14 protein-coding genes are annotated in these 15,625 nt (G+C 53.9%); 8 read left to right on the top strand and 6 right to left on the bottom strand.

Annotated features, from left to right (window positions below):
• Positions 1 to 72: 72 nt before the first annotated feature.
• From BM123_RS25000 to BM123_RS24975, 6 genes are all read left to right on the top strand, one after another.
• Positions 73 to 501, top strand: a complete 429-nt coding sequence (locus BM123_RS25000) for a hypothetical protein (RefSeq protein WP_217642097.1) — start codon at positions 73 to 75, stop codon at positions 499 to 501.
• Positions 502 to 522: 21 nt separating this feature from the next.
• The gene (locus BM123_RS24995; protein ID WP_217642096.1) at positions 523 to 681 is read left to right on the top strand and encodes a hypothetical protein; all 159 of its coding nucleotides are present in this window, start codon (positions 523 to 525) and stop codon (positions 679 to 681) included.
• A 111-nt stretch (positions 682 to 792) separates the two neighbouring features.
• Positions 793 to 915, top strand: a complete 123-nt coding sequence (locus BM123_RS24990) for a hypothetical protein (RefSeq protein WP_262490442.1) — start codon at positions 793 to 795, stop codon at positions 913 to 915.
• 21 nt (positions 916 to 936) lie between these two features.
• A complete protein-coding gene (locus BM123_RS24985; RefSeq protein WP_217642095.1) occupies positions 937 to 1,095 on the top strand; it encodes a hypothetical protein in 159 nt (52 codons plus the stop codon).
• 21 nt (positions 1,096 to 1,116) lie between these two features.
• A complete protein-coding gene (locus BM123_RS24980; protein ID WP_217642094.1) occupies positions 1,117 to 1,338 on the top strand; it encodes a hypothetical protein in 222 nt (73 codons plus the stop codon).
• Between the two features lie 21 nt (positions 1,339 to 1,359).
• Entirely contained in the window at positions 1,360 to 1,833 is a 474-nt protein-coding gene (locus BM123_RS24975) for a hypothetical protein (RefSeq protein WP_217642093.1), read from the top strand.
• Between the two features lie 338 nt (positions 1,834 to 2,171).
• Here the strand turns inward: BM123_RS24975 and BM123_RS24970 are convergent, their stop codons facing one another.
• The 5 genes from BM123_RS24970 to BM123_RS04575 all read right to left on the bottom strand — a co-directional run bounded on the left by BM123_RS24970 (position 2,172) and on the right by BM123_RS04575 (position 10,008).
• Positions 2,172 to 2,771 carry a hypothetical protein gene (locus BM123_RS24970; RefSeq protein ID WP_217642092.1) on the bottom strand — a complete coding sequence of 200 codons (600 nt, stop codon included), beginning with the start codon at positions 2,769 to 2,771 and terminating at the stop codon, positions 2,172 to 2,174.
• Between the two features lie 710 nt (positions 2,772 to 3,481).
• Entirely contained in the window at positions 3,482 to 4,057 is a 576-nt protein-coding gene (locus tag BM123_RS04590) for a T9SS type A sorting domain-containing protein (protein ID WP_090165757.1), read from the bottom strand.
• Positions 4,058 to 4,554: 497 nt separating this feature from the next.
• The gene (locus BM123_RS04585; protein ID WP_090165755.1) at positions 4,555 to 6,774 is read right to left on the bottom strand and encodes a sodium-translocating pyrophosphatase; all 2,220 of its coding nucleotides are present in this window, start codon (positions 6,772 to 6,774) and stop codon (positions 4,555 to 4,557) included.
• 178 nt (positions 6,775 to 6,952) lie between these two features.
• Positions 6,953 to 8,653 carry a M3 family oligoendopeptidase gene (locus BM123_RS04580; RefSeq protein ID WP_090165753.1) on the bottom strand — a complete coding sequence of 567 codons (1,701 nt, stop codon included), beginning with the start codon at positions 8,651 to 8,653 and terminating at the stop codon, positions 6,953 to 6,955.
• 110 nt (positions 8,654 to 8,763) lie between these two features.
• Positions 8,764 to 10,008 (bottom strand): HD domain-containing protein, encoded by a 1,245-nt coding sequence (locus BM123_RS04575; protein ID WP_090165751.1) that lies wholly within the window; start codon positions 10,006 to 10,008, stop codon positions 8,764 to 8,766.
• Positions 10,009 to 10,179: 171 nt separating this feature from the next.
• Here BM123_RS04575 and BM123_RS04570 point away from each other — a divergent pair, with 171 nt between their 5' ends.
• On the top strand, positions 10,180 to 11,070 hold the full coding sequence (locus tag BM123_RS04570) for an ROK family protein (RefSeq protein WP_090165750.1): 891 nt from the start codon (positions 10,180 to 10,182) through the stop codon (positions 11,068 to 11,070).
• A gap of 113 nt (positions 11,071 to 11,183) precedes the next feature.
• On the opposite strand, the gene BM123_RS04565 is transcribed toward BM123_RS04570, so the two are convergent.
• A complete protein-coding gene (locus BM123_RS04565; protein WP_175489249.1) occupies positions 11,184 to 14,789 on the bottom strand; it encodes a reprolysin-like metallopeptidase in 3,606 nt (1,201 codons plus the stop codon).
• A 309-nt stretch (positions 14,790 to 15,098) separates the two neighbouring features.
• Between BM123_RS04565 and BM123_RS04560 the strand changes: the two genes are divergently transcribed.
• Positions 15,099 to 15,617 (top strand): hypothetical protein, encoded by a 519-nt coding sequence (locus BM123_RS04560; protein WP_090165746.1) that lies wholly within the window; start codon positions 15,099 to 15,101, stop codon positions 15,615 to 15,617.
• Positions 15,618 to 15,625: the final 8 nt, after the last annotated feature.

Raw genomic sequence — 15,625 nt, 5'->3', positions numbered from 1 at the left:
AGCTAAACCTTGGATACCCTGAGGACCTTGGTCACCCTGAATACCCTGTAGTCCGCGTTCGCCTTGTGGGCCTTGGTCACCCTGGATTCCCTGGAGACCACGTTCACCCTGTGGGCCCTGATCACCTTGAATACCCTGGATGCCTTGCTCGCCACGCTCACCCTGTGGGCCTTGCGCGCCGTCTTCGCCGTCAACTCCGTCGCGACCGTCTTCGCCGTCAGCTCCAGCTACACCTTGGATACCCTGAGGACCTTGGTCACCCTGAATACCCTGAAGTCCGCGTTCGCCTTGTGGGCCTTGGTCACCCTGGATTCCCTGGAGACCACGTTCGCCCTGCGGGCCCTGGTCACCTTGAATACCCTGGATGCCTTGCTCGCCGCGCTCACCCTGGGGGCCTTGCGCGCCGTCTTCGCCGTCAACTCCGTCACGACCGTCCTGGCCGTCAGCTCCAGCTACACCTTGGATACCCTGAGGACCTTGGTCACCCTGAACACCCTGTAGTCCGCGTTCGCCTTGTGGGCCTTGGTCACCCTGGATTCCCTGGAGACCACGTTCGCCCTGTGGGCCCTGGTCACCTTGGATTCCCTGGATGCCTTGCTCGCCGCGCTCACCCTGGGGGCCTTGCGCACCGTCTTCGCCGTCGACTCCGTCACGACCGTCCTGGCCGTCAGCTCCAGCTAGACCCTGGATACCCTGAGGACCTTGGTCGCCCTGAATACCCTGTAGTCCGCGTTCGCCTTGTGGGCCACGCTCGCCTTGGATGCCTTGGAGACCACGCTCACCCTGTGGGCCTTGCGCGCCGTCTTCGCCGTCAGCTCCAGCTACACCCTGGATACCCTGAGGACCTTGGTCACCCTGAATACCTTGAAGTCCGCGTTCGCCTTGTGGGCCTTGGTCACCCTGAATACCCTGTAGTCCGCGTTCACCTTGTGGGCCTTGCTCACCCTGGATTCCCTGGAGACCACGTTCGCCCTGTGGGCCCTGGTCACCTTGAATACCCTGGATGCCTTGCTCGCCGCGCTCACCCTGTGGGCCTTGCGCACCGTCTTCGCCGTCAACTCCGTCGCGACCGTCCTGGCCGTCAGCTCCAGCTAGACCTTGAATACCCTGGGGACCTTGGTCGCCCTGAATACCTTGAAGTCCGCGTTCGCCTTGTGGGCCTTGGTCACCCTGGATACCTTGAAGTCCGCGTTCGCCTTGTGGGCCTTGCTCGCCCTGGATTCCCTGGAGACCACGTTCACCCTGTGGGCCCTGGTCACCTTGAATACCTTGGATGCCTTGCTCGCCGCGCTCACCCTGTGGGCCTTGCGCACCGTCTTCGCCGTCAGCTCCAGCTAGACCCTGGATACCCTGAGGACCTTGGTCGCCCTGAATACCTTGAAGTCCGCGTTCGCCTTGTGGGCCTTGCTCTCCCTGGATTCCCTGGAGACCACGTTCGCCCTGCGGGCCCTGGTCACCTTGAATACCCTGAAGTCCGCGTTCGCCTTGTGGGCCTTGGTCACCCTGAATACCTTGGAGACCACGTTCGCCCTGCGGGCCCTGGTCACCTTGAATTCCTTGGATGCCTTGCTCGCCGCGCTCACCCTGAGGGCCTTGCGCGCCGTCTTCGCCGTCAGCTCCAGCTACACCTTGGATACCCTGGGGACCTTGGTCGCCCTGAATACCCTGAAGTCCGCGTTCGCCTTGAGGACCTTGGTCACCCTGGATTCCCTGGAGACCACGTTCACCCTGTGGGCCCTGGTCACCTTGAATACCCTGGATACCTTGCTCACCACGCTCACCCTGTGGGCCTTGCTCGCCGTCAATTCCGTCTTCACCTTGTTCGCCACGTAAACCCTGGGGGCCGCGGAGACCCTGGATACCCTGTGGGCCCTGGTCACCTTGGTCACCTTGGGGGCCTTCCGGACCTTCAGGGCCTTCAGGGCCTTGAGGACCTTCTTCGCCCTGTTGCCCTTGAGGTCCTTGTTCGCCCTGTTGGCCTTGAGGACCAATTGGACCTTGCTCGCCCTGGGGGCCTTGAATACCTTGTTCACCGTTTACGCCGTCAATACCAGGAAGACCTTGGATACCCTGTGGGCCTTGTTCTCCCTGAATACCAGCTTCACCTTGTGGGCCTTGTGGGCCAGTTTCTCCCCGAAGGCCCTGTGGGCCTTGAGGTCCTTCTATACCGTCTACACCATCGCGTCCTTCAGGTCCTTGAGGACCAACGGGCCCTTGTTCACCTTGAATACCACGTTGGCCACGTTCACCTTGTGGGCCTTGCTCTCCCGCAGGGCCAATCTCACCTTGTGGGCCTCTGGGGCCTTGTTCACCTTCAGCGCCATCAGCACCAACAGGTCCTTCCGGACCAACCGGGCCTTGCTCGCCTTGCTCACCCTGAGGGCCTTGTTCTCCCTGAGGGCCTTGCTCACCCTGAGGACCCTGGGGGCCTTCTTCTCCTCGGGGACCTTGGTCACCCTGAGTACCTTGAATACCTTGAGGGCCACGTTCACCTTGTTCTCCGCGTGCACCGGTATCACCCTGGATACCCTGAATACCTTGTGGACCACGATCACCTTCCGGGCCACGCAATCCATCTCTACCATCTTCTCCGACGGCACCATCCAGACCAGGTTCACCCTGGATACCTTGTGGACCGCGTTCTCCTTGTTCTCCACGAGGGCCTTGAATACCACGAGGACCTTGAGGTCCTTCTGCACCATCGGCACCTGCCACACCTGCGACACCTTGCGGGCCACGAGGTCCCGTTTCACCACGGGGGCCCTGCTCACCGTTGGTACCGTTAGTACCGTCGGCTCCGCGTGGGCCAGGAGTTCCTTGTAATCCTTGTAGTCCTTGCTCTCCCTGAATACCCTGAGGACCCTGAGGACCCTGGTTACCCTGAAGCCCTTGAGGGCCTTGAGGGCCTTGAGGGCCTTGAGGACCTTGAGACCCCTGAAGACCTCTGGGGCCTTGAAGTCCCTGAGGGCCCTGCGGGCCTTCTACACCATTGAGTGCATATAAGGCATAGGGGACAGCTCCCAGTTCCCGTTCTGTAACCAGCGTTCTACCATCTTCAGTAGTAATAACCGTTTTCAGAACGTAAGGGCCATTTGCCCAGTCAACTGTAAGTAATTCACCGTCAGCACCTACCTGAGAGTTTACGATACCAAAGTCATTAGTGGTTTCATCAACTTCCTCTGTAAATATGGTGTCTCTAGTTGCACCAATTCTAATAAGACAGAATGTCAACGTGACATCCTCTTGTGCCAGGACGTTGCCGTTGGCGTCGCGAACAGCCGCCTGGTAGTTTAATGCCCCTGATGTCTGGGCACTCATATCTACTGTAAAAAACAGTAGAAATGACAATAATAAGAGTAATTTGTTCCTCATGTCAATTTTTTTGTTGTGAGATAGTGTATGTCGCCTCTGAGCTGGCCGTAAGCCAAATTCAATAAATAAGAGGGGATGACCGATAAATTTGTGTTGTGTTCAATTAGATTTAATAAGTGATGATCATTACAGTTGCTAGCTTGTGAGATCTACCATCAGTATCAATTCCCTGCAGAAAATAGTTCGCATTAGGGAGTTGATCCAGTTGAGTAAATTTGACAGACTGCTGTCCGGTAACAACCTGAGATTTCACCGTTCTACCGCTAACGTCAATAATGCGTAGCTGCGTGAATTTTTCGTTGTACTCCCCCAGATCCACTGTCAGTCTTTCAACGGTAGGGTTGGGGTAAGCATTAACCGATATTTCGGCGGCGGCTTCATCAGCCTGTACTTCTTCCGTTACGGCAATACCAGGTGGCGGACCACCTACATCTGACGTCCGGGTTTGATGAAAACCAACAGTGATAATGATGTCGCCCTCTTGGTAACCAATCATGGACTCGCCAAAACTGGCGTCTACCTGCAACTGTTGCTGACCACCATCAGAAACAACAACCGGCGCGGCAATGGCTCCAATCAACTCCCGCTCAAGCTGGAGCTGAGCACTTAGTGATGTTGTTGTTATCAATAGCGCCAAGCAAGCCAAAAAAAGTTGCTGGGCTCGTTTAAGTTGTTTGTTGTTCATAGAAATACGTTTGATGAAAGAGGGATGTTTATATAGACTCCTTAAAGGGAGAATAGTAACGACAAAGATGCCTTAAGACCCAAAACCTGGGCCTAAAAAGGAATCAAAAATCTTCTCTATGGGTTATTGTATGTAGATAGCGGGCTGATAATCCAGCCATTATGAGTGTCCGAATACGAGGGAGACGGATATCTCAATTTAGTACTGCAGTCTGTAAAATGTATTGTTCAAATCTAATAAGCTTAAGTGCTGCAGTGCTGACACTTCAACTGGGGCTTTTCCGCCGACCAAGATACGGGTTCTGGTTGGATTATGTGCAAACCAGCCGGTGAAAACTTTATTTACTTGCTCCTCTAACCTTTCCTTGCACCTGCGTCTGCGCCTGAATGTCGGGAGTAGCTTGTCGCGCACGCAGGTGCCAAAGAAGGTTGAATAGCAATAAGAAAGGGAGCATAACCTGTTGGCGATGCTCCCTTGCTTAACAATGATATAGCGTTTTACACCAGGAAGGGTGCAATAACTAACGATACAACGGCCATCAGCTTAAGCAGAATGTTAAGTGAAGGGCCGGAAGTGTCTTTGAAAGGATCACCAACGGTATCACCGACAACGGCAGCTTTGTGCGGCTCGGAGCCTTTATGGAAGATGGTTCCCTGAACGGAGGCTCCTTCTTCGAACATCTTCTTGGCGTTGTCCCAGGCGCCACCGGCGTTGGACTGGAAGATAGCCATCATAACACCGGCAGAAGTCACCCCGGCGAGGAGGCCACCAAGCATTTCAGCTCCACCACCAAACCCAACGGCTACGGGGGTAATCACTGCAATTAGTCCGGGCATTACCATTTCGCGGATAGATGCTTTGGTAGAAATTTCGACACACTTTTCGTAGTCAGCCTTACCATCCGCAGCGTTGAAGGTAGCCAGGTCCGCGGCAGAGTACTTGGAAGTATCGTGACCGGCACGTTTCATCACTTCAAGAGCGGCTTTCAGTTCTGGAATTTCCAGGAACTGGCGACGGACTTCCTGAATCATGTCATTGGCTGCACGGCCAACGGCTTCCATGGAGAAAGCCGAGAAAAGGAAAGGCAGCATGGCACCAAGAAAGAGACCTGCGGTTACGTATGGATTGGCGATATCGATATTCGTCAGGCCCGCAGTTTGCATAAAGGCGGCAAAAAGAACCAGCGCCGTAAGTGCAGCAGAACCAATGGCAAAGCCTTTACCGATCGCGGCGGTAGTGTTACCTACGGCATCGAGTTTGTCAGTGCGCTCACGTACTTCTTTAGGCAGACCGGCCATTTCGGCAATTCCCCCGGCGTTGTCGGAGATAGGGCCATAAGCATCGACGGCCAGCTGGATGCCGGTGTTGGCCAGCATACCAACGGCAGCAATACCGATACCGTACAGGCCGGCAAAGTAGTAAGAACCAATGATGGCCGCACAAAGCACGATGATCGGGTAAGCCGTAGAACGCATACCCACAGCCAGGCCGGAGATGATGTTAGTGGCCGCCCCCGTCAGTGACTGGTCCACAATGCCCTGTACCGGCTTGGTGCCCGTACCCGTGTAGTATTCGGTAATATAGCCGATGCCGAGGCCAGCCACCAGACCGAAGAGAATAGCGTAGAAGATACCCATGTTAGTGTAAGTCTGCAACAGACCATTACTGTTTTCGACTGACCATTCGGCCGGCATGAGTGTGGTTACGGCAAAGAATGTACCCGCCAGCATGATAGCGGCGGCGATAAGTTCACCGAGGTTGAGCGCCTTTTGCGGGTCTCCCCCTTCCTTCACCCGAACGAAAAAGGTACCAATAATAGAGGCTATAATGCCAATACCCGCAACGACGAGTGGCAGCAAAACGCCGTTTAAGCCACCGAGGCCCGTATTATAGAAAGCGGGCAGCGTCATGTACGCCGCGCCAATCACCATCGTACCGATGATGGAACCTACGTAAGACTCGAAAAGGTCAGCCCCCATACCGGCTACGTCACCGACGTTGTCACCAACATTATCGGCGATGGTAGCAGGGTTAAGCGGGTGATCCTCGGGAATACCGGCCTCTACCTTACCAACGAGGTCAGCACCTACATCGGCAGCTTTAGTATAGATACCTCCACCAACACGCGCAAAAAGAGCAATGGAAGAAGCGCCAAAGGAGAAACCGGTGATAACCGTAATAACCTTCAGCATCGCAGCTTGTGCAGCAGCGGCGGTGGTTGCGTCGGTAATCGTAACATCAGGAGCAAACTGCCCTTTGAACAGAAAGAACAGCAGGCCAAGCCCGAAGAGACCAAGACCAACTACACCAAGGCCCATTACGGCTCCGCCATCAAAGGCGACGCCAAGGGCTTTACCCAGGCTGGTGCGTGCAGCCTGAGTGGTACGGATGTTAGCTTTCGTGGCCACATTCATACCGATGAAACCAGCCAGTGCTGAGCAGATGGCCCCCAGCACGAATGCTACGGCGATCATCATACTCGAGGTGGCGGGATCCGCCGTTAAGGCGAGGATAACAGCCACAACGGCTACGAAAATAGCGAGTACCTTATACTCGGCTTTGAGAAAAGCCATGGCGCCGTCGGCAATGTTTTTACCGATGCGCTGCATCAATTCATTCCCGGGGTCCTGCTTGGACACACCGGCTGACTTGATAAACATGAAAATGAGGGCGAGGATTCCCAATGCAGGGACCGCCAATAAAATAGTAGAAACCATAAAAAGAAAGAGATTAACTTGTTTAAGGAAGAGTGTTAGTCTTCGATGACAAGCGATCTAGATGGCCGCAGGGACTTGGAATAGAATAAAGATTGCATGATCCCGTACGCTTCAAAAGGTCGTTGACCCGAAATATCCCCGCTAAGATAATAATTTGGGTAAAATGCAGGTGACTGAGTTATTCCAGCTCCCGTAAGCGCTCTTCAACGACTCCGGCAATCCGCTCCATAATACCTGGCTTAAACGGATTTTCCAGGTTAGCCATTTCTACCAGGCCAAGAAAACTCTTTGACCCACCAGCCTGGCAGAGATTTACGTAGTCAGCCCAGGCGGAGGTATGGTCTTCCCGGTCCTTAAGCCAGAACTGAAAGGCACAAATTTGTGCCAGACAGTAGTCGATATAATAAAAGGGCATACCAAAAAGGTGAAGTTGGCTTTGCCAGTAGGTGCCCTGGCTCAGGAAAGGATGGTCACTGTAGTCCAGGTGAGGCAGGTATTCCGCTTCCAGTTTTTTCCAGGCGGCATTGCGCTCAGCGGGGGTCCAGTCCGGGTTTTCATAGACAAGGTGCTGGAACTCGTCCACTGCACAGCCATAAGGCAAAAAGCGGATCGCACTGGCGAGGTGACTGTAGAAGTACTTGTCCGCATCCTCTCCGAAAAAGTCAGGGACTCCGGGGTAAGCGAAGAACTCCATACTCATCGAATGAATCTCCGCAGCATCGTAAGTAGGCCAGTTATATTCCATCGGCCGCTGATGGCGGCTGCTGTAAACCTGAAAGGCATGACCGAACTCGTGGGTAAGCACGTCCACATCATGGCTCGTACCATTGAAGTTCGAGAAGATGTAGGGCGCGCCGTAGTCATTCACGTAGGTACAATACCCTCCGGTAGCTTTCCCTTCTTTGGCATCGAGGTCCATTAACTGCCGGTCTTCCAGCAGGCGGAAGAAGTTTCCGGTCTCCGGGCTAAGTCCGTCGTATAGTTTACGGGCGGCGTCAATGGTATCCGACATCTTTCCGGACGGTTTGGGGTTGCCGTCGGGGAAAATGAATTGTACGTCGTAGAAGTGTAGTCGGTCAACACCAATGCGTTCCGCCTGCTGAGCGTAAAGCTTCTGAGCGATGGGAACGATGTGTCGCTTTACTTCATTACGAAAGGTGGCAATCTCTGCCGGCCCATAATCCGTTCGGTTCATCCGGGCATAGCCGAGAGGGACAAAATTTTCGTAGCCCAGTTTTTGGGCCATACCGTGGCGGAGCTTAACCAGGTCGTCATAGATCTTTTCAATCGTCTCCTGATTGCCGCCCATCCAATCCCACTTAGCGGTGTTGGCGCGTTTACGGACTTCCCGGTCCTCTGCCTGGCAAAGCGGAATGATGGTGCTCAGCGTGTAGGTCTCTCCGTCCAGTTCGATCTGTGCTTTGCCTTTCAGCTGGGTGTATTCGCTGTAGCCTTTGTTCTCAGCTTGCAAGTCTTCAATTAAGGCTGGCTCGAATGTCTTCAGACTTAGTTCAGCAGTAGCAAAAAGCTGACTCCCAAATTTCTCCTCCAATGCCGCCCGGTGCGGACTGGCCATCAGCGCCCGGTAATAATCCATCCGCCAGGCCTCCGTGGCCGGCATGTTCTCGTCAAACCACTTTTTTTCTGCCGCGTAAAACTCGTCCCTCGTATCAATGCTATACCTTATATAACAGATATTATAGGCAGTAGCCACGCCAGCCCGGATGCTATCAATCTGTTCTACGCTGGCGATGGCGTCATTGATGGTGTCCGCCGCCGTTAATTCAGCCAGTACGGCGCGAAAGGCCGCCTCTTGTTTCTCCAAATCCGGGCGTTCGTAAGCAAAATCAGGAAAGGAGGCTTCTGGGTTGAGAGACATATGGAGGATTACTTTCTGTAGGAAATGCCGAAGGGTGGAATATTGTTGCTTCGAGGGAAACGATCCCGAATCTTATGGACAACACAGGGCCGTTTAACGGATGGTTTACACTAGGTATCTCCCCCGGCTAACTCCCCCCGGATTTCTTTTGGGTAGCAGATAAAGTACTTCCGGAAGGTCCGCGGGGCAATGCCGAAATCACTGATTTTTGACATAGGGACTACGGTACCTTCTTTAGTCAGCACCATAATCTCTTCTTTATTCAGCGTATAGGCGCTATTGCTTTCTTCTCCGTTGATGAGAAAGAGTTCCGCTGCTCCCCTGGGCAAATCCTTGCACCCGCGCAGCGCCGCCCGAATACTATTCAGATAAGCCTCCGGGAAGGGCTCGTTGGAGAACTCGAGGCGAAAAAGCCGGCGATTAATGAGGCCAAAACTCAGGTAAGAGAGCAGTGCATCAGAGTGTTTCTGCCAGGCCTTTACGGCGGAGGTAATGTCTGTGTCGTCAAGAGCAGCAAAGCAATCGAGCAAATCATTCCGCCGATTCAGAAAATCGGCTGACGTGACGCGGTTGTGCAGGAAGTAGTCCAGGCTGGGCGGAGCCCAGAGTTGGTCGCCTCGTTCAGCCAGCTGACGGGCTCTTTGCAGTACCAAGATGAGCATCTGCTCCGCTGAAACGACGGTTTTATGCAGGTACACCTGCCAGTACATAATCCGCCGGCTGGTCAAAAAACGCTCTACGGAGTAGATTCCTTTCTGTTCCACGACAAGGCGATCTTCTGCTACGTTGAGCATTTTAATGATGCGATCATAGCCAATCACCCCTTCACTGACGCCGGTGAAATAACTGTCCCGGTTGAGGTAGTCCATTCGGTCCATGTCCAACTGCCCGGTGACGAGCTGGTGCAGGAAATGCTTTTTGTATTCGCCCTTGAAGATTCGGATGGCCAGGTCCAGTTTACCCCCGAATTCATCGTTGAGCCGCTCCATAAAGAGCAGCGAGAGTTCTTCGTGATGGGCCTCGATCAGCGTATGCTCAAGGGTATGAGAAAAGGGTCCGTGACCAATATCGTGCAGCAGAATGGCAATCATTACCGCTTCGGCCTCCTTCTTATTGATTTTTACGCCCTTACTTTTCAGGCTTTTCACCGCTTCGCCCATCAGGTGTAGCGCGCCCAGGGCATGATGGAAACGGGTATGGAGCGCACCGGGGTAAACATAGTGCGTCAGGCTCACCTGCTTAATGCTTCGCAGCCGCTGAAAATAGGGATGCTCCACGAGGTCAAAAACAATACCGTACGGGATACTGATGAAGCCGTAGACGGGATCGTTAAGAATTTTGTGGGTTTTCTCCATGAGTAATAAAACGGCGGCCCGCAGGTTTGAGTTCACGGTAAAAATAGGGAATCGGGCGCGGACGCGGGTGCAAGGGAGGGGTTAGAGAGCAGCGGACGTTGTTGTGTGGATTACAGAATAAGCAAGTTAAACTTCTACACTTATCTTCACCCCCCAACAATATCATGCAACATGAAATGGGGAATCGACCTGGGCGGAACCAAAATTGAAGGTGTCATTCTGGCGGACGACGGCAGCGTTCTTGATCGCCGCCGCATCGCTACCGAGCGGGAGAACGGCTATCAACACATCGTCTCCCGCATCGCCCTGCTGGTCGATCAGATGAAGGAGGCTACGGGCCTGACACCTACCCACATCGGCATCGGCACCCCCGGCACCATCGACCCGAAGACGGGGCTGATGAAGAACTCAAACACCGTCGTCCTCAACGGAGAGCCACTGGGCAAAGATCTGCAGGCCGCCATCGGCATCCCCCTTACCCTGGCCAATGATGCCAACTGCTTCGCCGTCGCCGAAACCCTGATGGGCTGCGTACCCGAAAAAGCACCCGATGCGAAGGTAGTCTTTGGGGTCATCCTCGGCACCGGAACAGGTGGCGGTATCGTCATCAACGGGCAGGTACTCGCCGGAGCGCAGGGCATTGGTGGCGAATGGGGACATATGTTTCTCGACAACTCCGGCGGCTACTGCTACTGCGGCAGAGTCGGCTGCGCAGAGCGCATCCTGGCCGGGCCCAGTCTCGAACGCTATTATGCTAATCGCGCCGGCGTGAGCCGGACGATGAAGGAGATCGTCCCCCGCTACCGTGCCGGAAATGATCCGCACGCCACGGCAACGATGGAACGTTGGTTCCACTTCTTCGCCAAGGGCATCAGTACCATCATTAATGTCATCGACCCGGATGTGATTGTCCTCGGCGGAGGCCTCAGCAATATCGATGAGCTCTACACGGAGTCCATTCCACGCGTCGTCGATCATCTCTTTAATCCACGGATGGACACCGTCTTCCTGCGCCCGGCACTGGGCGATTCGGCGGGGGTGTTTGGGGCAGCGTTGTTGTAGCAGGGTGCAGGGTGCAGGGTGCAGGGTGCAGGTTGCAGGTTGCAGGTTGCAGGTTGCAGGTTGCAAGTTGCAGGGTGCGGGGTGTCCGGCAACTGGCACCCCGCACCTGACTCCTACCGCTTCACCACCCGCCGCACCGCGCCATCCACCCGCAAGAGGTAGATGCCTGCAGGCAGCTTATCCGTATTTACCGTAGCGTTGCGGCTGGCACCGGCAACGGTCTGCGTTTGTAGCAGACGCCCGTTGAGGTCGAACAGTTCGAGTTGGAGGTCACGGCTGACGTCAGCTGTCCAGCGAACGTTCAGGTCTCCGGCAACGGGATTGGGGAAGATGCTCAATCCGGCATCCAGCACGCTCACGTTGCGGTTGCTCACTACGGCATCATCGCTGATGATGATGTCATGGTAATCGATGGCGAGGTAGCCGCCATCGGGGGTCGTTACGACAAAGCCGAAGTCATCAAACTCCGCATTTTCGTCGGTGTTTTCGTAGAAGAGTCCCAGCCCATTGATGTCAGCCTGGGTGAACTCATCGCCTACGGCCAGTTCGCTGCCGTAGAGGAGAAGTCTTCCGGATGCTGGCAGAGCCGTGAGGGTATAAGTAACATCACCGCTATTGTAGTTAGCACTTATTGTACTAAGCTTATCCTTAACAATGCTGTTCTTCAGCAGTGGGGGAACCTCCGTTGCCGTATTATTAGCCCGTTCAGGGGCAACGCTCGATACGTCGGCACAGAACTCGATGCTCCACTTCTCAATCGCGCCGGCGGAGCCGCCGGTTTCAGCTACAGTTACCTCCAGAATCCATTCTCCGAAGGTGTCTTCTCCGTTGAAGGCAGCGAGCTGCTCTTTGGAGAGGAATACGCGCTGATCATCCGGCGGACAAGCGATGGCGATAGGAGCATCATCATCAAAGCCGAGATTGATCTGGTTAGTTGAGAAGCAATTTTTATCGTACATCACCACCCGGGTTCCGGCGGGGCTCACGAGCGTCAGCGTAATCTGGGAAGCGAAGTTATAACGAAGCGTAACGTTCGGGATGTTGAGGTCGCTGATGGAACCGGTCTGCTCAATGAATATGCGGCTATCCTTAGTGTAACCACGGCCGCTGCCCGGCAGAGAAATGCTTTCGTCGTTGCTGAAGGTGGTACACTGACTGTTAACCGTTCGGAAACTGGCCGGATCCAACCATTCACCCGGGCCACAGACATTTGTACCACGCACGCGCCAGAAATAAAGCACATTAGGATTAAAGAACTCTGCGGGCAGGTAGTCCGAGTCAGTCAGATCAAAAGATTCTTCAAAGATGGTTTCTTCGGAGAAGGTGGGCGAGGTTGCAATCTGAATGTCGTAGTTGTCAGCGTTAACGGCCTCGGTCCAGTCAAACTCTGCGGCTAATACAATGCCAGAGGTTCCTTCAGCGGGCAGGGTGCCTTCCAGGTCGGAGTAATCGTTGTCGGTTACGTCAAGCAGTATCGTCCGGCGGGCAGTATCAAGGCTGCCAGACACGCCGAGGACAGTAACTTCCAACGTGCCGGTAAAGCGAACGTTGTTGAGATCAACGTTGAGTATGGTGCTTTCTCCTGGTTCGATGGCGTCATCCGTAAAGCCGAACAGCGTGCCGTCGGGCAGGTTACTTGATTCAACGGAGAGGTTGATGGTTGTATCGTAGCTCAGGATGCTACCGGAGCGGAAGGGGATGTTTAGTGCATCGGGCAAACAAACCTCTTCGAAGCGCGTATTCGCATCCAGCGTAAAGCCAGCCGTTTCCGCTTCGTCGATGCGGAAGAAATCTTCGTTGACGTTGAGGAAAATATTATCAGCCGCTTCCACCATGAGAAGGGCCTCGGTGGTGATGGCTGTCTGAGGTACCGTTACAAAGGTACTACCGGTGTTGGGAACGTCTTCTGCCAGTACGAGGTCGAAAGTCTGCCCGCCATCAAGTGAAAGCACGATGTTGACGCGTTTACAATTGATCGGAGCGAGGTCAGTTTTGGCTACGTCCCAATTTACTTCCTGGTAGTCACCTACGTTCCAGATGGGGTCAACGGGCTCCATTACCTGGAACGGGCCAGCGGAGCTGTCAACTAAGAAGTGCAGTTGCTTCCAATCTACCCCGCCGGATTGAGCATTATTGTCGCGGGCCGTAAGCCGGAAGGTCATTTCCCGGCTGTAGGTCGGGAGTGTTTCCACGCGGGTCTCGATGCGGTTAACAATGCGATCAAGACGAGGGAAGTAGCGCACAAAGCCTTCTTCAGTAGGCGCGTAAGAGCGGAAAAGAGGTGCATTTCCGCGAGGAGCCAAAACCTCGGAGGCAGGCCCCAGGTCATACTGTTCCCAAGTGTAAGTAAGTACATCACCATTCAAATCCGTCGCGCTTCCTTCCAGGCGGAAGGGGGTGTTGGCGGGGATGGTGAAATCGTCTTCGTAGTCAAAATCAACCTCTGGCGTAAAGTTATCCGTTTCTATTACGGTGGCACACTCACGCGCTCCGGTAACCTGGGTATAGTTTAAAAACTGCTCCAGGCTACCAACATGGTAGTAGGACTCTTCATTACCCACGTTCTGATCTCCGCAGGCTCCGGCATAAGACATGATCGTCGTTCCGGAACCAGGCTCAAAAGCCGTTTGTCCCGCGCGTTGTCCGTCGCTGCCAGGGCAATTATTCCAACTGTGACTCACGGCAAACTGGTGAGCTACCTCGTGGGCCATGATGCGTAAAGCTGCACCTACCACAGAGTTGCTAACACAGGTCACCCCGCGTGTTTTGCCATTCGTACAGGCACTTCCGCTTACGACACCGCCCACATCCGAACAACGGACCGTCAGGATGTGCCCCAGATCATAGGCTTCCGGAGCAATACTGTTGGCATTAAAAGCACCGATTACCTGGCCAAGCAGACCACTTCCTTCCGTAGGGTTGGTAAAGGGATCCAGGTCTCCATCCAGGTAAATCAGCCCCGGCACTTCCACCAGGTTCATCCGGATACCAATCTCGTTTTCGAAGATCGCGTTGATGGTAGAAACGGCTTCGTTGAAAGCAGACAGGACACCGGCGGCCGTGCCGCCCTGTGCGGTGGCAAACTCTCCGGTATTAGTCATCATCAGGTCATAGATCCGGAGTTCGCGGGCTTCGTTGCCTGCTTTTTCAAGCGACTTTGCACCGGCGTCCGCGCCATGATGATGATCGTGATCATCATCAATCTCAATGTCACCGTAGCCCGGCATCGTTGTTTCATCAAAACCACAGGAGAGCGGACCTTCCACTTCTCCGATCACCGCCATGAAGTCCTGGTAATCGATCACCTCATAGGTAGATGGATCGTCTTCCCGCACATCAATGATGAAGTAGCCCTCCGGGCCACGCAGTACCGCAGACACTTTTTCCGGCGAAGTCGCCATCCGGCCACCACCCCAAGGGCCACTCAGCACATAACTCCCCAGGTTCGGGTCGCTCTTCACCATCGGACTGTTCCATGCCGTAAACTCAGCAAACTCACCGTTAGGCAGCGGCAGGCTGATCACCGTTTGGCTCTTCGCCTGGGTGAACTCCATGGGCGCTTTCTTCAGGCTCGTCCGGATTTGGTTCAGATCAAGCGATGCCTGAACGATGAACTCATTACCTGCGGGCACAGCCGTCTTCAGCTGAAAAGCCGACGATTGAGCGGAGAGGGAGAAGGAAACACAAAAAGCTAGAAGTAGGGAAAATAGTCTGTGCATATCTTGATGATGATTCTTATCGGGTAAAGATACGATGGCCGGCGGAGGGGGAAGCGTCGTTTGGCTTGCGGAAGAGGAGAAAGCAGTACGGAGTGGTAAACTGCGATTTAATTTTTTGAAGAAAATGTCCTGATCATTTGGATAATTTCCGGGGGGGGGAGGGTATCTTACGGTAGTTATCGATAGCATTAATCCTTTTAATTACCCTAGACCTGAGTATTATGTGTAACACATCTATCTATTAACCCATACATGGATTTTGTACTTAGCTGATGTTTTATCATCAGGTCTAACAATACCCTCGTTTTTATGAAACGATTACTTTATTTTTTAGGCGTCAGTTTTTTCTTGACGCTGTTTGCTTGCGAACCTGCAACCACAGACTTTTCACCCGTTGAAGAACCTGCAAATATTACGTTGGAAGACATGGACTTATCCAAGTTGCCCATCAATATGGAACTGAACGCAACTTTTGAATATGGCCACGCTGATCGTGATCAGCTGAATAGTTTATTGGACGAACTCGCAGAAGATCTCTTTAATGATGCTGGAGAAAAGCTTAGTTGGATAGAAATTAGCGTACAAGATCACCGGACGACAGTCTGGGGCGGTGTTGACTCTGGCTTCTCTACAAAAGCAAAAGGTTGCAGAGAAGATGGTTGGACAACCGCTGGTGCAGAGCTATGTCGTAGTAAAGAGTGTGTTCGTGAGCGGCTGGAGGAAGCCTATGAGGCAGCTGGAAACATTAGTCCTGGACAATGCATCGACACCCGTACCGAGCGTAGAACACTTGGCGCAGCCGTCTGTTACAAGGTTGGAGACTGCTAAATAGCTTT

It is taken from the genome of Neolewinella agarilytica, assembly GCF_900110645.1.
GTDB lineage: Bacteria > Bacteroidota > Bacteroidia > Chitinophagales > Saprospiraceae > Neolewinella > Neolewinella agarilytica.
The sequence above is the reverse complement of the archived record's forward strand: the minus strand, read 5'-3'. Positions and strand labels throughout refer to the sequence as shown.